20 protein-coding genes, 1 tRNA gene and 1 pseudogene are annotated in these 22,606 nt (G+C 28.8%); 14 read left to right on the top strand and 8 right to left on the bottom strand.

Translation table 4 applies throughout. The features are described from left to right. Positions 1–60: 60 nt before the first annotated feature. Positions 61–252, bottom strand: a pseudogene (locus MAGB_RS03900) (hypothetical protein); the annotation flags it as partial. 359 nt (positions 253–611) lie between these two features. On the opposite strand from MAGB_RS03900, the gene MAGB_RS03895 reads away from it, so the two are divergent. Both MAGB_RS03895 and MAGB_RS03890 read left to right on the top strand, forming a co-directional pair. Continuing rightward, on the top strand, positions 612–1,892 hold the full coding sequence (locus MAGB_RS03895; RefSeq protein WP_004024482.1) for an ATP-binding protein: 1,281 nt from the start codon (positions 612–614) through the stop codon (positions 1,890–1,892). 70 nt (positions 1,893–1,962) lie between these two features. Then, the gene (locus tag MAGB_RS03890; protein ID WP_004024481.1) at positions 1,963–2,334 is read left to right on the top strand and encodes a PTS transporter subunit EIIB; all 372 of its coding nucleotides are present in this window, start codon (positions 1,963–1,965) and stop codon (positions 2,332–2,334) included. A gap of 71 nt (positions 2,335–2,405) precedes the next feature. Here MAGB_RS03890 and MAGB_RS03885 read toward each other — a convergent pair whose 3' ends face one another. From MAGB_RS03885 to tuf, 5 genes are all read right to left on the bottom strand, one after another. Next, positions 2,406–4,277: an MAG3240 family lipoprotein gene (locus MAGB_RS03885; RefSeq protein WP_004024480.1), complete on the bottom strand. Its 1,872-nt coding sequence runs from the start codon at positions 4,275–4,277 to the stop codon at positions 2,406–2,408. Positions 4,278–4,300: 23 nt separating this feature from the next. Continuing rightward, positions 4,301–5,233 carry a tRNA (adenosine(37)-N6)-threonylcarbamoyltransferase complex transferase subunit TsaD gene (gene tsaD, locus MAGB_RS03880; protein WP_004024479.1) on the bottom strand — a complete coding sequence of 311 codons (933 nt, stop codon included), beginning with the start codon at positions 5,231–5,233 and terminating at the stop codon, positions 4,301–4,303. A gap of 1 nt (position 5,234) precedes the next feature. Then, entirely contained in the window at positions 5,235–5,792 is a 558-nt protein-coding gene (gene tsaB / locus MAGB_RS03875) for a tRNA (adenosine(37)-N6)-threonylcarbamoyltransferase complex dimerization subunit type 1 TsaB (protein ID WP_004024478.1), read from the bottom strand. Continuing rightward, the gene (tsaE, locus tag MAGB_RS03870) at positions 5,792–6,196 is read right to left on the bottom strand and encodes a tRNA (adenosine(37)-N6)-threonylcarbamoyltransferase complex ATPase subunit type 1 TsaE (protein WP_004024477.1); all 405 of its coding nucleotides are present in this window, start codon (positions 6,194–6,196) and stop codon (positions 5,792–5,794) included. Before tsaE ends, tsaB begins: the two co-directional genes overlap by 1 nt. 195 nt (positions 6,197–6,391) lie before the next feature. Then, on the bottom strand, positions 6,392–7,582 hold the full coding sequence (gene tuf, locus MAGB_RS03865; RefSeq protein WP_004024476.1) for an elongation factor Tu: 1,191 nt from the start codon (positions 7,580–7,582) through the stop codon (positions 6,392–6,394). Between the two features lie 398 nt (positions 7,583–7,980). Between tuf and eno the strand changes: the two genes are divergently transcribed. The 10 genes from eno to MAGB_RS03815 all read left to right on the top strand — a co-directional run bounded on the left by eno (position 7,981) and on the right by MAGB_RS03815 (position 20,223). Further along, positions 7,981–9,345 (top strand): phosphopyruvate hydratase, encoded by a 1,365-nt coding sequence (gene eno / locus MAGB_RS03860; RefSeq protein WP_004024475.1) that lies wholly within the window; start codon positions 7,981–7,983, stop codon positions 9,343–9,345. Between the two features lie 145 nt (positions 9,346–9,490). Continuing rightward, complete coding sequence (locus tag MAGB_RS03855; protein WP_004024474.1) at positions 9,491–9,838, top strand: S1 RNA-binding domain-containing protein; 348 nt, start codon at positions 9,491–9,493, stop codon at positions 9,836–9,838. After that, positions 9,838–11,088, top strand: coding sequence for a hypothetical protein (locus tag MAGB_RS03850; RefSeq protein WP_004024473.1), 1,251 nt, complete (start codon positions 9,838–9,840; stop codon positions 11,086–11,088). Before MAGB_RS03855 ends, MAGB_RS03850 begins: the two co-directional genes overlap by 1 nt. A gap of 1 nt (position 11,089) precedes the next feature. Then, positions 11,090–12,382, top strand: coding sequence for a glucose-6-phosphate isomerase (locus tag MAGB_RS03845; RefSeq protein WP_004024472.1), 1,293 nt, complete (start codon positions 11,090–11,092; stop codon positions 12,380–12,382). A 2-nt stretch (positions 12,383–12,384) separates the two neighbouring features. Further along, complete coding sequence (gene mutM, locus MAGB_RS03840; RefSeq protein WP_004024471.1) at positions 12,385–13,224, top strand: bifunctional DNA-formamidopyrimidine glycosylase/DNA-(apurinic or apyrimidinic site) lyase; 840 nt, start codon at positions 12,385–12,387, stop codon at positions 13,222–13,224. After that, positions 13,208–13,483 carry a Smr/MutS family protein gene (locus MAGB_RS03835; RefSeq protein ID WP_004024470.1) on the top strand — a complete coding sequence of 92 codons (276 nt, stop codon included), beginning with the start codon at positions 13,208–13,210 and terminating at the stop codon, positions 13,481–13,483. Before mutM ends, MAGB_RS03835 begins: the two co-directional genes overlap by 17 nt. A 90-nt stretch (positions 13,484–13,573) precedes the next feature. Next, a complete protein-coding gene (msrB, locus tag MAGB_RS04675; RefSeq protein WP_004024469.1) occupies positions 13,574–14,503 on the top strand; it encodes a peptide-methionine (R)-S-oxide reductase MsrB in 930 nt (309 codons plus the stop codon). Between the two features lie 38 nt (positions 14,504–14,541). Next, complete coding sequence (locus MAGB_RS03825; protein ID WP_004024468.1) at positions 14,542–16,497, top strand: MIP family Ig-specific serine endopeptidase; 1,956 nt, start codon at positions 14,542–14,544, stop codon at positions 16,495–16,497. A gap of 119 nt (positions 16,498–16,616) precedes the next feature. Continuing rightward, positions 16,617–18,413 carry an ABC transporter ATP-binding protein gene (locus tag MAGB_RS03820; protein ID WP_004024467.1) on the top strand — a complete coding sequence of 599 codons (1,797 nt, stop codon included), beginning with the start codon at positions 16,617–16,619 and terminating at the stop codon, positions 18,411–18,413. Next, on the top strand, positions 18,406–20,223 hold the full coding sequence (locus tag MAGB_RS03815) for an ABC transporter ATP-binding protein (RefSeq protein WP_004024466.1): 1,818 nt from the start codon (positions 18,406–18,408) through the stop codon (positions 20,221–20,223). Before MAGB_RS03820 ends, MAGB_RS03815 begins: the two co-directional genes overlap by 8 nt. A gap of 31 nt (positions 20,224–20,254) precedes the next feature. On the opposite strand, the gene MAGB_RS03810 is transcribed toward MAGB_RS03815, so the two are convergent. Continuing rightward, positions 20,255–20,339, bottom strand: a tRNA-Leu gene (locus MAGB_RS03810). Between the two features lie 53 nt (positions 20,340–20,392). After that, a complete protein-coding gene (locus tag MAGB_RS03805; RefSeq protein ID WP_004024465.1) occupies positions 20,393–21,337 on the bottom strand; it encodes an MAG3090 family protein in 945 nt (314 codons plus the stop codon). A gap of 343 nt (positions 21,338–21,680) precedes the next feature. Here MAGB_RS03805 and efp point away from each other — a divergent pair, with 343 nt between their 5' ends. Then, complete coding sequence (efp, locus tag MAGB_RS03800) at positions 21,681–22,244, top strand: elongation factor P (RefSeq protein ID WP_004024464.1); 564 nt, start codon at positions 21,681–21,683, stop codon at positions 22,242–22,244. Then, the gene (locus MAGB_RS03795; RefSeq protein ID WP_004024463.1) at positions 22,244–22,546 is read left to right on the top strand and encodes an MMB_0454 family protein; all 303 of its coding nucleotides are present in this window, start codon (positions 22,244–22,246) and stop codon (positions 22,544–22,546) included. Before efp ends, MAGB_RS03795 begins: the two co-directional genes overlap by 1 nt. Positions 22,547–22,606 lie beyond the last annotated feature (60 nt).

Raw genomic sequence — 22,606 nt, 5'->3', positions numbered from 1 at the left:
AACTAATTAGCCAGTAATTAGAATAGAAAAACCAGGTTGTTATAACTTGGCTTTTTTACTTTAATTATCTTTGTAAATTCTAATAGGTTTTTGCTTTTTCTTTTTCTTCTTAATAGCACTGCTCTTTCCGGCCTTAAAGCTTTTCTTGTTTAGATAGTTTCTAACTCCAAATACAGCTCCTGATATTAGCCCTAATGTTGAAATAGCTCCAACTGTTCAGTCTGCATAGCTTGCAACCTTGCTAAGAGTACTTGGATCATTAGGATCAAGTTTGACCTCCGCCATCAGGGTTATTTATAGAATTAGATAATGGATTAATTGAATTATCTATTAGTTTCTTTTTAGGATCAGATGTATTTCTTAACTCAAATATTATTTGATTATGTAAGTTGGTATTTAATGGGGTTATTAATAATTTTGTAACAGAGCGACAATATAGTTTATCATCAAATAATTCAGTCTCATCGTCTTGCGGTTTAAAAAGTATGGATTATGTTGCATTGATTACTCTATGATTAAGTAGATATATCAAAATTTGGTAAAATATTTTTATAAAAATTGGTAAAGTTTTTTAGTAAAATTTGGTAAATTGTTAATCATTATGGAGCATTATGAACAAGAAAATATATAAACCTAGAATCATTGATAAAGTAATTAGTCGCTATTTAAAAATTACAGGTGCAATTTGCATAGAAGGACCAAAATGGTGTGGCAAAACATGAACTTCTAGACATGCATCTAAAAGCGAGTTTTTGGTAGGTAATCCATACAACAATTTTGCAAATAGGCAGTTGGCTAATATAAATCCTTCATCAGTCCTAATAGGCAAGAATCCTAGAATGATAGATGAATGGCAGGAAGCGCCTGCTATTTGAGATGCAGTAAGAGCAAAGGTTGATGAAATTGGTGAAAATGGTTTATTTATACTCACTGGTTCCTCTACTCCGAAGTATAAAGGCATTTTGCACAGTGGTGCTGGCAGAATTAGTAGACTTAGAATGAATACAATGAGTTTATATGAATCAGGAGATTCATCTGGCATAGTTTCACTACAAAAATTATGCACTGAAAATCATAATTTTATGTCGCAATATGTTGAAGAACTAAGTTTTGACAGGCTAGCTCATTTAATTATAAGAGGCGGGTGGCCAGGTGGCATTGATGCTCCGTTAAAAGATTCTCACTTAGTTGCTAAGCAGTATATTAATGCAATTTTAAGTCAAGAATTAGTTGATGAATCTGGCAATAAATTTGACTATGACAAAATAAAACTAATTTTAAAATCATTAGCACGAAATGTTTCTACTACTGTTTCTGAGCGATCAATAATTTCTGACATTTCACAAAATGAACCAGAGAATATATCAAGACCAACATTATCCAAGTATTTAGAATTTTTAAATAAAATGTTTTTATTTGACAACCTAGAACCATTTGCTCCTAATTATCGCTCATCATTAAGAGTCAAACAATTAGAAAAGCGTTATTTTAGTGACCCTTCATTAGCTTGTGCTTTGCTAAATTTAACTGCTGAAAAATTGACCAAAGATGTAAATTTATACGGCATTTTGTTTGAATCATTAGTTGTAAGGGATCTAAAAATATATGCTAGAGCAAATGATGCCGAGGTTTATCATTATCAAGATTATAAAGGCAATGAAATAGATATAATTATTGAACTTAGCGGCGGCGATTGATGTGCTATTGAAATCAAGCTAGGTTCTAATGTTGTTGATGAAACTGCTAAAAAGTTAAATAAAACAATAAACAATATGGTAGCTAATGGTGCAAGTGAGCCTGTTTTAAAGTGCATAATTGTTGGCTTTGGAAACTTAGCATACAAAAGGGATGATGGTGTTTTTGTTGTACCAATTAATGCGCTAAAAGATTAGATTCATACTTTAAATCAAAGCTAAAAATAACATAAATATTAATGTACAATATTTCCATAAGGATTAAGTTATGACAACAGGTGATAAATGAAAAATAGCAATGCTAACAATATTTACATTAGGCTTTTGCTGGCTATATTGACGCATCAAAAATAATAAAGTCAAAAAACTAAAAAAAGGCGAAATTAATAAACTTGATTCAAGCATGGATACACTTGAATTAGTTAATTTACTAGGGGGCAAAAACAACATTATAAGTGCTTCAAACACTATTTCAAGAATAAAAGTACTTATTAATGATAAAGCTGCTGTACAAAAAGATAAATTAGAGCAATTAAAATATGTTAGTGGTCTAATGATTTCATCAAATAATGTCTCAATAGTTGTGGGAGACTATGCCAAAAAGCTTTGTGAAGAGCTAAATAATGAAATTAAAAAATAGTCTTTTAAGACTATAAAACAGGATTGAAAGTATAAAAATAAAAACTTGTTGGAATTTAGTGCAACAAGTTTTTATTTAACTTTTATTAAATATGGCAGGGTCTTATTTTTAAGTGGCAGCGAACTTTTATACTCGTCTTTTAGTTCAGCTTTTTTAGATTCAATTATGCTTTTATCATATCCTTTAAAGCCTGTTAAATTAAATTTATAATCTTTTAAAAGCATCTTTTCATTTTTGTGATTGATAAAATTAATTGAAATTGGAATAGTGCCCAATCCATTTTTAGATGCTTCATATTTGTTAGAATCAATAAGTTTTACTTCAACTTTTTTTATTAAACCATCATCAGATGAATCATTATTAATGTTATATAAAAGCGTGTATTGTGAAAAGATTATTGATAGTCATTTTTCATAAAAATTTCTGTGTTTTAGAACTTCTAAAACTGGTAAATTTGACATTGAATTATTTTGTCAAAGTAATAAATTACCTTTATGCTGATAGATCAAAAAATTAGCTATGTCATTAAATGAATTTTCCATAAAATCATTAGCTTTTATTCCTTGTTGGATCTTTAAAATTCCTTCAGAATCAAAATTATTATCGTTAACTAAGTAGCTAAAATATGAATCTTTTGTTTTATGTATTGAGCCTAATTCATTTTTTAAATATAAGCCATTTGTAAATATGTGCTTATGTGGTGTAAAATCAATTGAATACCAGTTGTATTTTTGCTTAGTTTTTGTTTCTTCTAGAACTAATTTACCAATAGCAAATGAATTATTTAATAGTTTTGTTTTTTCGAATTTGCCTATTTTAAAGGTAAATTGGTCAGGGATCTTGCTTATGAGTAAGTCATCTTTTAATTCATCAAGAATCATAGCTGTATTATTTAAATTGTAAGATTCATATTCTTTTGTAGGATGCATTAAATCATCAATATTTTTATAGCCTAAAGGGTTAGGTTTAAATTTTATCTCAGGATTATTAACTAGTTCATTAAATTTAACTTCATCATAATCAATTGTTAATTTGCTTTTAGTCTTTAAATCAAAATAAGTATCGCTTTGCCCTTTAGAAAAATTAGATAATTTAAATTTTTCTTTTTTCTGATTTTCGTTTAAAAGTGAATTATTTTGATTGTCTAATAAGTCTATATTTAAGGTTATTACGTTATTTTCAAGCTTAAGATTATTAAATTTAACATGATCAAAAACTAATCCATTTGATTGAAAATTATAAATTTGCAATTCATCAGAAAGTCTTTTTTCAAGTATTTTTTGTTGGAATTCCGACTTATAGAAAGCCTTGATTCGAATGTTGTTTGCTAATGTTTGTTCAGAATATTGCAGACTTTTATTAATTAATGCACTTTGTAACATATATTGTAAATCAGGAATACTAAGATCATCCAATATGCCTTTTTTATAGTAATTTTGGAAAATTTCTCTTTTGTATTCAAAATAATCAGAATACTTTATTTTGTTCTCCGATTTCAACTTATAAAGAATGCTAATGTCACTGATGTTATCGATTTTATCAGCTCTTTTAACAACATATTTACCATTTTCTTTTTCATATGTAAAAGGTTTTAAAATCTCATCAAAGTTAAAATTTTTAATTTTGTCCACTGAATTTTTTAATGAATATTTCTTGTTTTTATATTTAAAAATAATGTCATTTTTGCCTTTGTTTAAGGCAAATTCATCAACTTTTTCAGGTAAATTTAATGAAATATTTCCTTTTTGCAAGTCATTGAGTAATGAATGTAAAGTATAAGATTTTAACTGTGACAAAAATGTTTTATAAAAGATATCACTTGCCTTAACATCATTATTTGCATTTAAATTAAAAATATCATCATTACTTTCGCATGATGCTGCTATAAAAGTTGGAAGTGTACTAAAAGCTAAGGGTATAACTAATTTTGATTTCAATTTCATATTTTTATTTCTACAAAATGCTTTTATTTATTGTATTTTAGCATTTGATAAGCACATGCAGCAATCATTGCTCCATTATCCGTTGCGTACTTTAAATCAGGGATTATGGCAATATTACTGATTTCTAAAAATCTTTTTCTAAGCTCACTATTAGCACTAACTCCGCCAGCTAACACTAATGACTTAACATTGTATTTTTCAAAAGCTTTTTTAGTTTGATTAATTAAATAGCTAACTGCACAATCTTGAAAGCTAGCAGCTATTTGCTTAATATCAACTGCTTCATTTTTCTGCATTTTATTATGATAGTAATTTATAACTTGTGACTTAAGCCCACTAAATGAAAAATTATATTCGCCAGGGGCATTAGGCTCAGTAAATTTAATAAATTCACCATTATAGTTTTTATAAATTTTATCAATAATTGGTCCACCTGGAAATCCTAATTGTAATTTTGAACTAACTTTATCAAAAGCCTCACCAACAGCATCATCTAATGTTTGTCCTATTATTTGAAAATCATTTGGATTATTAATGAGCATTAATTGAGTATGGCCACCTGAAACTAACAAACATAATGATGGATATTTTATTTCATTGTCTATTGAGCATGAATAAAAGTGCCCAGCTAGATGATTAATAGGAATTATTGGCTTATTGTAAGCTAATGAAACTGCATTAGCAAACAAATATCCTATTTGTAACGTTCCAACTAATCCTGGCTCTTTAGTATAAGCAACATAATCTATAGTAGATAAATCATGTTTTTTTAGCAATATTTCTAAAATTAAATTTATGTTTTTCACATGCTCTCTTGATGATATTTCAGGAATTGTGCCGCCAAATTCCTTAAAAATATCAACTTGACTAATTGTTTCTAGAGCAACTACCTTATTATTTTCTAAAATAGCAATAGAAGTGTCATCATGACTAGTTTCAATTCCTAATATTTTCATGTTATTTTTTAACTCCTATCTGTGGCATTTTTATGTAATAAGGTTCAATTTTATTTAAATCATCATAGCCAGCAAATAATTGCTTGTAATTTTTAAAATTATTTAAAAATTCTTCATAATTTACACTGTCATAATTTTCTTTTATGCCTGTTTTACAGGTTATTTGGTTAGGATCAAATTGTGCTTTGGTTGCTATATATTCAAAATACTTTTCGCCTTTTGCATTTATATAAAATGCATTTTTATTCTTGTTTTGGTGACTTAAAATTTGCATTGTGCTAATTGTAAAAATTTTAATTTTTTTGATTGTGGCAATTGTTCTTAAATAAACTAAAGAGATTCTTACTCCAGTAAAGTAACCAGGGCCTAAATTTGTATAAAATTCATCAAAATCACTAATTTTAGCATTCAATTCATCAAGCATTTCAGTAACACTTAGTGGTATTAATTCAACTTTTTTCTGATACTTTTGCAAAACTTTAGAATACTTTAGGTTAAAGTTATCATCAAAGGCCGCTAAAACAAAATCATCGTTAGCTGTATCTAAATATAATTTCATTACTTTACCACCTTTATAGTAAAAATATGATTATTATGTTCATCTAAAACAATGTCAATACTTACATAATTTGAATAGTAATGAATTATTTTAGAAGGCCATTCTATTGCAATAATATCATTCTCGTTAGCATAGTCAATAAATTCATCAATCTCACCGCTAAGATGATATGCATCAATATGCACTAGTCCATTATAGGTTTTCATATAGTTAAAAGTTGGTGAAGTAATAGGTTCTTTTATACCAATTATTTTAGCTATTTCTTTTAATAATGTGGTCTTACCAGCGCCTAATTCTCCATTTAAAAGTAATAATTTACTTTTGGTTAAGTTATTTAAAATAAAATTAGCTACTTCACTAAGACTTTGATTTTCTTTTGTAACAAAAATTTTGCTTGGCTGCATATTTACCTTTTATAAATCTCTTTAATATGTGTGTTTAAATTATAGTTTTATAAATATATAAAGTACAAAAAAAGAACAAAAAAAGCAAAGAAGCCTTTGCTTTTTCTTGTTTTTATAGGTTGAGTAATTCCTTTTTATGATTTATGAAATAAACCTATATGCCTATAAAACAGCCTAATTTATTATGTAAATAAATTATTTAAGAATTTTGGTTACAGAACCATAACCAACTGTTCTACCACCTTCACGGATTGAGAACTTTGTTCCTTCTTCAACTGCAATAGGTGCAATAAGTTTAACTTTTAAGTTAACGTTTTCACCTGGTTGAACGAATTCACGACCTTTTTCAAATTCTAGACCACCTGTAACGTCTGTTGTACGGAAGTAGAATTGTGGTTTATAGTTAACAAAGAATGGAGTGTGACGACCACCTTCTTCTTTTGTAAGTGCATAAATAGCAGCTTCGAATTCAGCGTGAGGAACAATAGAACCTGGTTTAGCAAGAACTTGTCCACGTTCAATAGCTGATCTTTCAACACCACGAAGTAATAAACCTGCGTTGTCACCAGCTTGAGCTTCTTTTAAGTTCTTTCTGAACATTTCAATACCTGTAACAACAGTTTTCTTTGTTGGTTTAAGACCTACGATTTCAACTTCTTCGTTTAAGCTTAATCTACCACGTTCAACACGACCTGTAGCAACTGTACCACGACCTGAAATTGTGAAAACGTCTTCAACTGCCATTAAGAATGGTTTTTCAAAGTCTTTAACAGGAGTTTCGATTCATGTGTCAACTGCATTCATTAATTCTAGAATGTTTTCTTCGTATTCTGGTTTACCTTGTAAAGCTTGTAAAGCTGAACCACGCACGAATGGAGTGTTGTCACCATCAAAGCCATATTTTGTAAGTAATTCACGAACTTCCATTTCAACAAGGTCGATCATTTCTGCATCTTCAGGCTTGATCATGTCACATTTGTTTAAGAAAACAACCATTTTTGGAACACCAACTTGTTTTGCAAGTAGAACGTGTTCTTTTGTTTGAGGCATTGCACCGTCTGTTGCAGCAACAACAAGGATTGAACCATCCATTTGAGCAGCACCAGTAATCATGTTCTTAATGTAGTCAGCGTGACCAGGACAGTCAACGTGTGCATAGTGACGTTTTTCTGTATTATATTCAATGTGTGATGTATTAATTGTTATACCACGAGCTTTTTCTTCAGGTGCATTATCGATTGCATCATATGATTTAGCTTCTGATAAACCTTTTTTAGCTAATACTGTCGCAATAGCAGCAGTTAAAGTTGTTTTACCATGGTCAACGTGGCCAATGGTTCCAATATTAACGTGTTCTTTGCTACGGTCAAAATCTAGTTTTGCCATATTAAAATCCTTTCGTAAAAATATTGAGTAATTTTAGCGCTAAAACCTACCTCAGCATGGCCTTTCATCCATGTCCTATCCAAACTTTTAATGCTAATACATAATAAAATAGTATTGAAATTTTAACAAAAAATAACAAAATTTTAAAAATATTGCAAGGCGCCAAAATCATATTTGAGCACTAAAAATAATGCTATTAAAACATCTTGTTTATTATCAAGCCAATTCATTTTATAGCTAATTTTCCTAAAAGCACTGTTTTATAGTGGTTTTAAGACATATAAACTTAGATTTATATATGTTTATATTTCCATATTTATGATTTAGCACTACCCTAGGCAAGTTCAGAGTGTTTTAAATGTTATATAATAAAAATATATTTTATTTTGGGGGAAATAATGCCTATTATAGAGAGAATTTTAGCTCGTGAAATACTAGATTCACGTGGCAATCCAACAATTCAAGTGGAAGTTACTACAGATTATGGAACTACAGGTGTTGCAAATGTACCTTCAGGTGCAAGCACTGGAAGCAGAGAAGCACTAGAATTAAGAGACAAAGGCACAAAATACGAAAATAACTGATTTGGTGGCAAAGGTGTTATGACAGCTGTTGATAATGTCAATGAAATAATAGCACTAGAACTAGAAGGTTTATCAGTTTTTAATCAAAGAGAAATTGACAAAATAATGATTGATTTAGATGGCACAGTAACTAAGTCAAAACTTGGTGCTAATGCTATTTTAGGGGTTTCATTAGCAGTTGCAAGAGCAGCGGCAGCTGAACTAGAAATGCCTTTATACAGATATATTGGTGGAGCTAATGCACACACTCTTCCTTTACCTATGCTTAATGTTTTAAACGGTGGAGAGCATGCATCTAATACAGTTGATTTTCAAGAATTTATGATTATGCCAGTTGGCGCTAAATCATTAAGACAAGCATTGCAAATGGCTAATAAAGTTTTTCATAACTTAGCTAAACTACTTAAAAATGCTGGCTATGGAACTCAAGTTGGTGACGAAGGTGGTTTTGCGCCAAATTGCAAGAGTCATGAAGAAGTTTTAGACTACTTAGTTGAAGCTATTAAAATCGCTGGCTATACTCCTGCTACTAAAGGTAAAAATGCTATTGCAATTGCACTAGATTCAGCATGTAGTGAGCTTTATGATGAAAAAACTAAAAAATACACATTTAAAAAGCTTAAACAAGCTATTAATGAAAAACGTCCTGGTTTTGAACACCTAGGTGATGTTAAGTCGGAATACACAAGTGATGAATTAATTGAATACTTTGGCAAATTAATTGATAAATATCCAATTATTTCCATTGAAGATGGACTAGCCGAAAGTGACTGAGAAGGATTTGCTAAAATGACAGCTAAATATGGCCACAAAGTACAAATAGTAGGTGATGACTTAACTGTGACAAATCCTAAATTATTAGAAAAAGCTATTGAGCAAAAATCAATGAATGCAATTTTAATCAAACTTAATCAAATCGGAACACTTTCTGAAACAATGGATGCTATAAACAAGGCTCAAAAGGCAAATATGGCTTGTGTTGTTTCACACCGTTCAGGTGAAACTGAAGACACAACTATTGCTGATTTAGCTGTTGCATTTAACACAGGTCAAATCAAAACAGGTTCAATGTCTAGAACAGATAGAATTGCTAAATATAACAGATTGCTAGTTATTGAAGAAGAACTAGGTGAACAATCTGAATTTGAAGGCATTAAAGCATTTTATAATATAAAATAATGTAATAAAGTCGCACAGGCGACTTTTATTATTTGCCTATAAAACAGCCTAATTAGTAAAAAAAGCTTATAATTTAATTTTGCAATCATTAAACATAATTCATAAATGAATTATGCATAAAATCTTAATAATATATAATGTTTATATGATTAAAAAAGGCGATGTTTTGAATGGCTTAGTAAAAAATATTAATTCATATGGCATAATTGTATGAACTTTTAATGGTATGAAATTTTTTATACCATTAAATTTAATTACAGACTTTACAAAAAGCCGACTTGAAAGTATTTTTGAAATAAATCAAAAAATAAATTTTGTAGTTGAATCAATAGATATGGATATGCAAACTGGTATTGGCAATTTCAAAGCAAATCATCCTCTTCACTCACGTATGCCTTTTAAAAACAAAATTAAAGAATCTAAAAATGGGTTTAATAAATTAAAAGAATCGGTGCTTAAATTATTAAGTGAATCAGAAAGCAGTAATAAATAATGGAAGCTATTAACTTAGATTTTATTAATTTTAGCCCTGATTTTAAAAATGAAAATATGCTGCTTTATGCTCTTGAGCTATTTAATAAGATTAAAAAGAAAGATAATGATTTTTTTGAACAATTTGGGTTCAATGAACTTGTGTTAAATTTTGATTTGCAAAATTTAAAAGAATTAAACAATTTTAGTGATCTTTTTCATAGCAAAAATATCAAACACATAATTATTTTTTGCAAGAAAAATGATAAAGAGAATTTTAAAGCAGCACATGATTTTTTAAATAAAAACGATATTTTGAAAGATCAAAAAATAAAATACAGCTTTTTTTGCGATGAAGAGCCTGAAATCTGGCAAAAACTGTACATAAAAAATCAAGAGATAATTAATAGTCATAAAACTGCATTTTTATTTATCGGTCAGTCACTGTATTCTGAATCGTTTATCGAACTTATCAAAATTATAATTAATGATATTCAAGAAAAATACGGATATTATAGAGCACTAAGAAGGTGTTTTATGATCTGCAAGCAAAAATTAGAAATTCAATTGCAAGACTTTGAAATTGATGAAAAAAATAAGTTAATAATGCCAAATGTTTTGACTAAAAATTATTCATTTTTTGCTGAAAGCAACTTGTTTTTATTACTTTTAAAAGGCTGTGATATTATGAGCTTAGTTTCTGGCTATCAAAATTTGTATCCTGCTTTTGTTTCTGATAATTTAGAGGAAAATATAGCTTTTCAGTATGCATATGTTAGGTCATTAATTAGTAAAAAAAGCAAATATAATTTCATAATCAATGATAGCAATGCTTTGTCTAATTTGCTTGTTTTACAGGCAAATATGGAAAATAATTACTATGATAAATTTAATGTTTTCTCATACATTGCTTCATTTACAAATGATATTTACACATATGGGCAGTTTTTAATAGATAATTATCAAAAAATGTACATTTCGTTTTATAAACTAAAAAATGAAAAAATAGATTACAGATTAAGCGATGAAATTCATTTTAGTGATGGACTAAATCAATATCCTTTTACAAAAATAAGTGATTTTAGAAAAAGCGCTAATAATGGAGTTCAAGAAATTCTTACCAATATTCTTGGTATGCCTTATTGTTTAATCTCAATTGATGATAATAGCGAGTATTCACTAGGGGCAATAATAGCATTTTTATATTGAAGTTTTATATACAGATGTATGCTAAGTAATACAAATCCATTTTTAATTAACCACAGGAGTTAACATGAAATATGTAAATGTTGATATTTCTCACGCTTTAGATCTTAGCGAGATAAATAAATATCAAGAACAGGTAGCTAAAATACACAGTGACATAATTGGCCAAAAGGTCAGTGAAAAAGAGTGATTGGGCTGAATCAATTTACCTAATAGCATAAATAATTTGGAAATGAAAAAGATGAATGATATTGCTAGTGTATGAAAAAAGCAAAAGGTAAGCACACTGGTAGTTATTGGTATAGGTGGCTCTTACTTAGGTTCAAAAGCTGCCTATGACTATGTATTTGATAAATACAAAATGACTGACCCTGATATTGAATTAATTTTTGCAGGCAATTCATTAAGCAGTGAGCAATTAGTTGCACAACTTAAGTATGTTGAAAACAAAAAATTTGCTATCAATGTTATTTCCAAAAGTGGTACTACAATAGAGCCATCAATTGCATTTAGAGAATTTAGAAAGCTTTTAGAGTTTCAAGTAGGAGCACAATATGCAAAAGATTATATTGTTGCAACAACTGATTCTCAAAAAGGTGTTTTATATGAGCTTGCTAAAGCTAAGAATTATGAAACTTTAATAATTCCTGATAATGTTGGAGGCCGCTTCAGCGTACTTACTCCTGTTGGACTATTTCCTTTGATTTGTGCAGGGATTAATGTTGAAAAACTACTTAGTGGTGCTGCAGATGCAAATAATGATTGTAACAATTTAAATCTAAATGAAAATCAAGCATACAAATATGCAGTTGCTAGACATGCATTAAGCAAAAAATATGACATAGAATTAATGTGTTCATATGAGCCAAAATTGTCATTTTTCATTGAGTGATGAAAACAATTATTTGCAGAAAGTGAAGGAAAAGATAACAAAGGGTTGTGAGTCACTGGTTCGACTTTTAGCACTGATTTACACTCGATTGGGCAAATTATTCAAGACGGTAAAAAGATATTATTTGAAACAATTTTAGTATCAAAAGAACCTTTATATGACATTTTGCTTTCTAAAGAAAAAAATGACATTGACAAACTTAATTACTTAGATGGTAAAACAGTGCATAAAGTTAATTTATCTGCTTTTAAAGGCACACTAGAAGCGCATTCAAAGACTGCCTTAGTGCCTAATATTGTCATTGAAATTGCAAAGTTAGATGAATATGCACTAGGATATTTATTCCAGTTTTTCATGAGAGCGTTAGCAATTAGTGCTTATTTACTAGGAGTTAATCCATTTGATCAGCCTGGAGTTGAAATATATAAATCTAATATGTTTAAAATTTTAAATAAGGAAGATAAGTAAGTATGCCTGAATTGCCAGAAGTTAAGACAGTAGTTAAAGCACTTAAAAGCAATGTATTAAATTCAACTATCACTAATGTTATTGTTAAACTTGATAAATTAATCAAAAATGCTACCCCTAGTGAGTTTAAAAACTACTTGTTAAATGAGAAAATACTTGATGTGCATAATGTTGGCAAAAACATTATTTACAAGCTTACAAATAATAAAAATTTGATAAGTCACTTACGAATGACAGGCAAATATTTTACAGGCAGCAACATAAATAACACAAGAAAGCATGACTATATTATTTTTGAACTAAACAACCAAATATTCCTGTTTTATAATGATTCTCGTCAATTTGGAACATTCCATATCAAAGATGATAATGAATTGTTTTCAACTAAACCGCTTAATAAACTAGGCATAGAAGTTGACAGCATTGATCCTAAAAATTTATATGACCTAGTTAGAAACAAAAGTATCCCTATTAAATCATTTTTGTTAGATCAAAGTTATATTTTAGGAATAGGCAATATTTATGCTAATGAAATTTTATTTTTATCAAAAATAAGTCCATGGACTAAAACTAATAAAATACCATATGAAAAATTTGTAGAAATCTTAAGCAACACTAAAATAATTTTAGATAAAGCTACTGAATTAGGTGGCTCAACTATTGTTGATTTTTCAGGTCTCAATGGTGCTGAAGGTCAGTTCCAAAATTATTTACAAGTTCATATGCGTACAAACTTACCTTGCAATAAGTGCAGTGCACTCATCCAGCAAGAATTTATTGCGCAAAGAATGACTTATTATTGTCCTGTTTGTCAAAAGGAAAATTATGAGCAAGAAAAATAAAAATACTGCTATTTACTATGATGATAATGACTTTTCAAACATAGTTGATTTGCATGGATTTACAATTCCTGAAGCACTTACACAAGTGCAACTATCATTAGCTAATGCTTATGAAGATGATTTTTATTATGACTATATTGCTATAATCACAGGTAAAGGACAAGGTGCCTTGATGGCAAATATTGAGGAGTATTTGCGTGATTCTAATTATGACTATGAAATAGCATTTGATAATGCATCAGTAAAAGTGTATTTATAGAAAAATAAATTATTGTTCTCTTTTTGGAATAAAAAAATATTTCCACTTTATAATATTTCAATTGTAAATAAGAGAAAAAAGGAGTTAATTATGCAAAAAACAATTTATCTAGCTGGTGGATGTTTTTGAGGTGTAGAAGCCTATTTTAAAAGGGTAAAAGGTGTTCTAGATACACAAGTAGGATATGCAAATGGCAAAGATGAAAATGCAACATATACCAACTTAAAGAACTCACTACATGCAGAAACTGTTAAGGTAGTTTATGATTCAGAAATTATTTCAGTAGAAGAATTAGTATTGCATTTATTCAAAATTATTGACCCTACTTCATTAAATAAGCAAGGCAATGACGTAGGAGTTCAATATAGAACTGGTGTTTACTATCAAGATGTTAATGACTATTTAACAATTGAAAAATTATTTAGCTACTTAAGAAAAAAATACAATGAATTTTATGTTGAATTGAAAGTTTTAAACCACTTTATTGATGCAGAAGCATATCATCAAGACTATTTAACTAAAAACCCTACTGGTTACTGCCATGTTAATTTAAATACAGATTATTCACTAACTAAAGATGATTATCAAATTATTAAGCAAGTTAGAAATGAACTACAACTTAGTCAACTTAGCTATGATATTCTTAAAAACTCTGCAACTGAAAGGCCACATACATCAGTTTTAAATAATGAATATCGTCGTGGAATTTACATTGAAAAAATTACAGGCGAACCACTTTTCTCATCTAGCACAAAGTTTAACTCTGGCTGTGGATGACCAAGCTTTTCAGAGCCAATTTTTAAAGATACTGTTAAATATTTAGATGACACATCACACAATATGTTAAGAATCGAAGTTAGATCAGGTCAAGGAGATCACCACTTAGGTCATGTTTTTAACGATGGCCCAAAAGACATGGGTGGCAAAAGATACTGCATAAATGGTGCTGCAATTGATTTTATTCCTTACGAAGAAATGGATGAAAAAGGCTACTCAGAATTTAAAAAGTTTGTTAAATAATTAATTTTGTGTTTAATAGACTAAATTAATAGAAAATAATGAAAAATAAGTTTTTTTCTTTTATATTAATAGGGGGGGGATTATCATTTACAACTTTGCTAAGTTCTGCTAAATGTGATGATTCACCAAATAAGCCTATAAAACAGGAAAATAAGGCAAATAATGAATTGATTGATAAAGTCAATTCATTATTTAAATTGCTTAATTTATCTAGTCAAAAAATTAACAACGAGAGCCATGAAGCATTAAATTTAAAAAGCAAAATAAATGAACACATTCAAAATTTAAAATCATTTGACATTAATATTTTAAGTACTGATCAACTAAATAATTACATTAACTCCTTGCAACAATTACTAATTGAAGCTAATAACTTTTTAAATAAAAACAAAAATGAAAATCTTGATAAATTAAATTCTGAAAGAGATACAATTGAAGCTGGCAAAATGCCTTTAGATCCTATAAATAAGCTTCCGATGGAATCTGAAGTTCCGGCAATGCCTGCATTGCCTAATTTTCCTTTTGGCTTGTTTAACAACGCAAATAAGCACAAATATCCTGAACATGCATCAAAATTTAAGGTTGTTGATTCAAAAGTTTTATATAAAGAGTTATATGACAGAACTTTTTCACTTAAATATTTAACAAAGCTTTCTGATGGCGGTCTTTTAAGTGATGGAGCTGGTACTGCTTGATTGCTTGATTATCATAAATACACTAATTCAAACAATAAATACAAATTGTTTCTTGGCACTAATTTGCATGTTCTATCTAGATTTAGTAACTCACTTGATAAAGAAAAGCAAGAAAAGTTAAACTACTATGATCCTACCAATGATAAAGTAGTTGCAGTTGCACTAGGCAAGAGTTCAGATGTTACTAATTTTGACCAAAAGCCTAATAAAACAGGCTCAAACAGAATATCTCCTGCTTCATATTTTACTAATAGCCAGAAGTTTATAAACTATGAAAAATTGAGTAGCATCAATTCAACTAAGCAAACAAATGCTATCTCAGAACCAAAATTAGTCTTTGCTGCTGTTGACTTCATGAATGATGAAGCAATAAAAAACATTCAAAGTGGGCTTAATGAATCTGCTTCACAATACAAGCAATATAAAGTAAGCACTAATAACATTCAGCACTATAAATCAGCCTGAGATGACTTTGATAGCAAAAATAAGGTGCCTATTACAGTTGATTTTGCAGTCTTTGAAGTTGATATTGATTTAGATCAAGCTGATGAGACTTTTAAAAGTTGAGTTAATGATGCAATTAAAGGTTTAGATGCCTATATTGACAGACTAGAAAAAACAGAAATATTGCCAAATCAAGACAAAAATATTTCTAAATATATGCAAACAACTGATTATGTATCAGCTTCATATGATAAAAATAATCAAAACAACTTATGAAATGCTAAAGACATTTATATAGCAGGTTATCCAAATCAAAATAATACTGCTATATGAATGCAAAATAATCCTAGCGAAAGATATTTAGATTCAGTATCTTCATATAATAGTGGTTTAAAAAATAAAGATACTTTTGCTTTTGCAACAGGAAATATTGAAGAAAAAGTTGGTGTTCCTTCCAATGCAATTATTAATGATAATTATTGAAATAGAGTAATGGCTAGTTGATATGGTTTTCAATATGGCATTAACTTTTCGTCCCTATATTATGGCGCTTCTGGCTCATTAGCTTACAATGAATTTGGCCAAATGGTGGGAATTTATAACTCTGTGACAGCTAGTGTTGACTATGGTGATTTACTAAGATCTGGTGGCATTGCTCCCTTTTTACAATCAAGTGATATTAAGGCTGCTAATAATACAATTTATGCTTACAATTTAATTGACGGAAGCAATAAGTCAATTTACAAAAATCAAAAGAACTCATTTATAGAAAATCTAAAATTCCTTTATCCAAATGGCTTTTCTGATGGCTCTAAGCAAACTAAACTATTTAATGACTATTCTGGGGAAAAATAACAATTTTTCCCTATTTTTTACTCTTTTTTATAACTTTTTGGTTAGCAAACATATTAATAAAATATCTAATTACTTTATAATGTAGTAATTAAAAATTACGATTTTGTTACTGGGGGAATATGCTGAAATTATTTTCTAAATTTCCACTAAAAGTCAAGCTTATGGCTCTTTTTGCTGTTATGTTAAGCACGCTACATCCTTTTTTAAGCATATTGATCCCTACAGTTACTAGACAGTTAATAACTTACTTAGCTAATAGCAACATTAATGGTGAAGTAAGTGTTTATATTTTTAAATCTTCATGAATAATTGGTTCATTTTCTTATGCAACTGCTTTATGAGTAATTATCGGAATTTCTTTTGCTTTAGCCTTTATATTAGTAATAATTTCCTATGCTTCTAACTTTTTAGCTGCGCAAGCTAAAAATTTAGGTGTATATTACACTAGGAAATTATTATTTGAACACTTGCTTACTTTGTCACATAAAAATATTGAAAATATAACACCAGCAACTTTGTTAACTCGTTTTAGTAATGATGTACAGAAATTAGAAGATGGATTTTATATTATTTTTAGAAACATATTTGTTTTTCCATTTTACACAGTTTGAGGCTTAATTTTTGCTTTACTAACTAATTTGTATTTATCAATTTCAATTGCTTTTGTTGTGCCTTTTATTGTTACACTTGCAATTGTAGCTATTATTAAACTATTTCCTTTATATAGAAAAGAAAACATAATGCTTGATTCAGTTAACGAAGTAATTAAGGAAGACTTTAATAATATTTCTTTAATTAAGTCATACAACCTAGAGCAAAGACAATTTTTACGCTTTGATGAAGCTAATAAAAATTTAGAAAAAGTTTCAAGAAAAGCAAATACATATGGTGCTATTAACTGACCTTCTATTGACTTATTCATTCTTCTTGGTAATGTTGTGATTTTTTCAATTGTAGCAGTGATTATTAACAAAAATGTAAATACTGATATTAAATCATTAGTTGGTGACATTTACCAATTTATTACATATATGCAACTTATTTCTTTCGGAATATTTTCATCACTTTTTATGACAATCAGACTTATAAGAAGTAATATTTCAGCTAAAAGAATTTTAGAAATATTGAAAATAGAAAGTGAAATAACATCGAAAAATAGCAATAACTCACAGTCAATTTGTGGCAAAATTGAGTTTAAAAATGTCAATTTTGGCTATGATAAAACTTTAGTTTTAAAAGATGTTTCATTTGTCATAGAGCCTTATGAAACAGTTGGAATCATCGGAAAAACAGGTAGTGGAAAGAGCACATTAGTTCGTCTTTTGACTCGTGAGTATAAAATTAATAAAAATAGTGGTGAAATATTAATAGATAATAAAAATATTTATGACATTGACCAGCAAGACTTTTACAAAAATGTTTCAGTTGTATTTCAAAAGCCACTATTATTAAGTGGTACTATTAAATCAAATGTAATGCTTGGCGCTAATTTAGAAAATGAGTCGAATTTAAATAATGCTTTATTAAATTCTAAAGCTGATTTTGTATTTAAACTTGATGATTCGGTTGAGCATAAGGTTTACCAAAGAGGTAAAAACTTTAGTGGCGGACAAAGACAAAGGCTAGCAATTGCACAGGCACTAATCAAAAGTCCAAAAATACTTATTTTGGATGATGCAACAAGTGCATTAGATAATCAAACTGACAAATTAGTAAGGGAAAATTTAGGCAAAATTTCTAATAATACAACCATAATAATTTCTCAAAGAGTTAGCTCAATAAAAGACTGTGACAAAATAATTGTTATGGACAATGGCCATATTTCTGCAATCGGAAAACATAATGATTTATTAAATACTAATACAATCTATAAAAGTATTTATGATAGCCAGGAAAAAGAGGTGCAAAATGTCTAAAAGTACTGTAAAACAGGTAAATAAGCCGAAAGCTCCTAACTCTTTTAAGTTATTTATAAAACTATTTAAGGACTATTCAGGAAGTAGTTTAATTTTATGAATGCCTATATTTTTAGGACTTTTATTAGCTGGTTTTATCACAGGCGGCGTATGACTTTTAGGATACATAATTGATCACTTTTTTAAAATAGATTTGTTTGATCCTGCGACATTTAATACATCCCAATTTGCCTGATTTATAGTACTTTTAGCCTTTGTTTACTTACTACAGAAATTAATTTTAATTACACAATATTTAATAGTTAATAGAGCTAGTGTCAAAATAGGTTCTCGTATTAGAGTAAACATTTATAAAAAGCTTCAAATCATGCCCCTAAGTTATTTCGAGAATGAAAAAACAGGTGACTTAATGTCAACTGTTACTAATGATATTCAAAACGTTGTGCAATCTATGATTGATGTTATAAGCAACATTATTACAGTAGCATTCACGCTATTAATTACTTTTGGTATTTTAATTTCATACTCATTTATAACTGCACTTATTGCTTTATTTATTATTCCAATTAACTTTATTCCTGTTTTAGTCATTATTATTAAAAACCAAAAATATTTTGTTTCTAAGCAGCAAAATTTAGGTAATTTTAATGCCTACTTAGAAGAAATAATCGATGCATTACCTATAATAAGAATAAATAACAAACAAGAAACTGTTGCAAAAGACTTTGACAAAATTAATAAAGTTTTGCTAAAAACTAGCACAGCTATTTCAGTCAGAATTGCCTGGTTATATCCTTGATTTTACTTCAGTAAGATACTTAATTTATTAATAATTGTCGGTATAACTGTTTTACTTAAAAATAATTGATTATCAATGCCTGGTAGAGACAATATAACTAGTGGAGCTATACTGTCAATTTCAATTTATGTTTTTACAATTAGTGATAAATTAGGGGAAATTTTAGAAATTGTTTCAAACTTACAATTAGGCTTAGGTTCAGTTGTGCGTGTTAAAAAACTGCTTGATTTAATGCCTTCAGTTGATGAATCAAAGCTATCAAACTTAAAAGATGGCGACGGCACAATTGAATTTAAAAATGTATGATTTGCTTATCCTTCTAATCCTGATAAATATGTCTTAAAAGATATTTCATTTAAAATAGAGCCAACAAAAACATTAGCACTAGTAGGTCACACTGGTTGCGGCAAAAGCACAATTGCAAAACTGCTTTCAAAATTATATGTTCCAACTAAAGGCGATATTTTAATTAATGGCCAATCAATTTTTGATACAAATGAAAAAAGTTGAAGAAATAATATTGATGTTATTCAGCAGGAAACATATTTATTTAAGGACACAATTAAAAATAATTTAACCTGTGTAAGACCAGAAATTTCAGATGAACAATTAATTGATATTTCTAAGCAAGTGGGGCTAGATGAATTTATTCAAAAATTCCCAAAAGCCTATGAAACAGAGCTAAAAGACAATGGATCAGTTTTAAGTGTTGGTCAAAAACAACTTATAGCAATCACTAGATCAATGATTAGTAGCAAGACAATTTCAATTTTAGATGAAGCAACTAGTGATATTGATACAATCACTGAAATAAAGATTAAAAAAGCTATTTCAGTTTTAAGTAAAAATAAAACCCTTTTAATAATTGCTCACAGACTAAGCACTATAAAAAACGCTGACAATATTTTAATGCTTGAAAATGGCGAAATAAAAGAACAGGGCACACATAATCAATTAATGTCTAAACATGGGCAATATCAAAAAATGTACATTAGTGGATTTGAAGAATAAAAAATCAAGGGTTTACCTTGATTTTTTAATATGGTGCCCGAGACAGGACTTGAACCTGCATGAGTTGCCTCACTAGATCCTTAGTCTAGCGTGTCTGCCAATTTCACCACTCGGGCAAAAGTGCATAAATAATTATATAGAGAAAATAATTAAATATGCAAAATAATCATTATTTAGGTGAAATAAAAGGTAATAAATCAGTTGTACCAAGTCAGTCAAGTAGGCAAATTACTCCAAAAGTTATTACTCCAAGTGTTATAAGAGCTAAAATGACATATCCAATAATTCTGCCAACTGATTTTTGTTTTTTAGAACTTGACATTGTTGCTGGCATTTGCATTGATGAATCAGTTTGAGCACTTTTTGCTTCATCTGAAGACATCATAGCTTCTTTACTATCAGCAACTTTTTCTTTTTCAATCACTACGCTGCTTGACATAACTTCTTTTTCTGCAGCTTCATTTCTGGCTTCAGACATAACTTCTTTTTCTGAAGTTATTCCACTTTTCATAACACTCATAGCATTTTCTTTAACACTAACACTAGGCTCAATAACTATTGTATTTGTTACTGATAAATCATCTAATTCTTTTGCAGCTTCAGAACGGGTATGTCTATCAAGCTCAGATAAGCCAGCTAACTCAATTTGTTTTATTTTAACTTTTGCGTCAGCATTTAGATATTCTTCTTTACTTCTTTTCTTGATTTCATATCTTGATTCAAAATATGTTTTAGGGTCTGCACTATATGAAAATTTCAAATGTTTAATGTATTCATCAATTTCAGCATCAGTATTTAGTTTATAAAACTTAAGTGGATCAATTTCAAATTCTTCACATAAAGAACTGTATGTTTCATTAGCATCTAAACCTGATGATTGAGGAATCATAATAAATTTATTGTTGTAATCGGGATCTTTTATATATGCAATTTGTCCAACTTGTTCATTTTTTTCATTTAACAACAAAATTAATGTTTCAAGCTTAAAGCTTATATATCAAAATACAGCATCTTTTCTGCTTCTAAATTGACCAATTATTTCTTCTTTTTTAGGGTGTTTTAAAACTCAAGGGAATTCTGTTCCAGCGTTATAAAATATTGCAACTCTCTTCATATAGTACTCCTTATTAATTAAGCTTTCTCAATTATATAAAAAATACTTTTATTTTGAACAATTTGCCTATAAAACAATGAAATAATGAAAATTAAGGACTGCAAACAATCTTAAGATTTGCTAAAAAATAAAAACCAACAGGGGATTAAATTGACTTCTTTTTTAATTGAATTTCTTTCATAATTGCAATTTCTAATTTATAATTTTTTAATATTAAGATAAAAAATTAATGCTGAGTGTAAACTAAAACAAAAATAAGAATAGTTTTTGGATTAATTTATTAATAAAGCATTTTTACAAAAACATCTATTTTATAGTCCTGTAAGTATTAAGGAGAGTCGAGATGATTAATGTAAATACTTTTAAACCTGGAATTACTTTTGAAGATGATGGCGATATTTTTGTTGTTTTGGAAGCTCAACACTCAAAACAAGGTAGAGGTCAAGCCAATGTTAAGGCAAAGGTTAAAAATTTAAGAACTGGAAGTACAGTTATTAAGTCATACACTGGTGGTGTTATGGTTTCACGTGCACACATTGATAAAAGACCAATGAGCTACTTATATTCTGATGGTGAAAACATTATTTTAATGGACACTGAAACATATGAACAAGTTGAAATTCCAGTTTCACATGTTGAATGAGAACTTAATTTCCTTAAAGAAGGAATGATTGTAAAAATTAGAAAATACAAAGAAGAAATTCTTGATATTGAATTAGATGCTAATGTTGTTTTAGAAGTTACTGAAGCTCCAGATGCTGTTAAAGGAAACACAGCAAATAACCCACAAAAGAAAGTTAAATTAGAAACAGGTTTTGAACTAGAAACTCCAATGTTTATTAGCGAAGGCGAAAAAATCATTGTTTCAACTGAAACAGGCAAATATGTCGGAAGGGCAAATAAGTAATGAATTTTCTTTCAACTTCTTTTGGAACTAATGAAAGAGTTTCTATTACTGAAAAAGCTCTTTTGAGCCTCATAAATAATGCTGTAGCTGAAATCAAAGAAATTAAGTTAGCTAATATTCCTAGGATAACATTTCTTCCTGATCAGTCAAATGCCACTTTTATTATTGATGTTAAAGTTAAAAAAGGTTACTTGCTTAAAAATGCTATTGAAGGATTAAGAGAAGAGATAACTAAGAATTTTGAAACTCTTTTAGATTTTAAGCCACATAACATTCGAATTTGTTTTGTAGAGTTTTACTAATTAAAGTGCCTAATTTGGGTGCTTTTTTAAATAAATAAAAGCCACAAAATAACTTTTTGT

Source organism: Mycoplasmopsis agalactiae 14628, assembly GCF_000266865.1.
In the GTDB taxonomy this organism is placed as follows: Bacteria; Bacillota_I; Bacilli_A; order Mycoplasmatales; family Metamycoplasmataceae; genus Mycoplasmopsis; species Mycoplasmopsis agalactiae_A.
The sequence above is the reverse complement of the archived record's forward strand: the minus strand, read 5'-3'. Positions and strand labels throughout refer to the sequence as shown.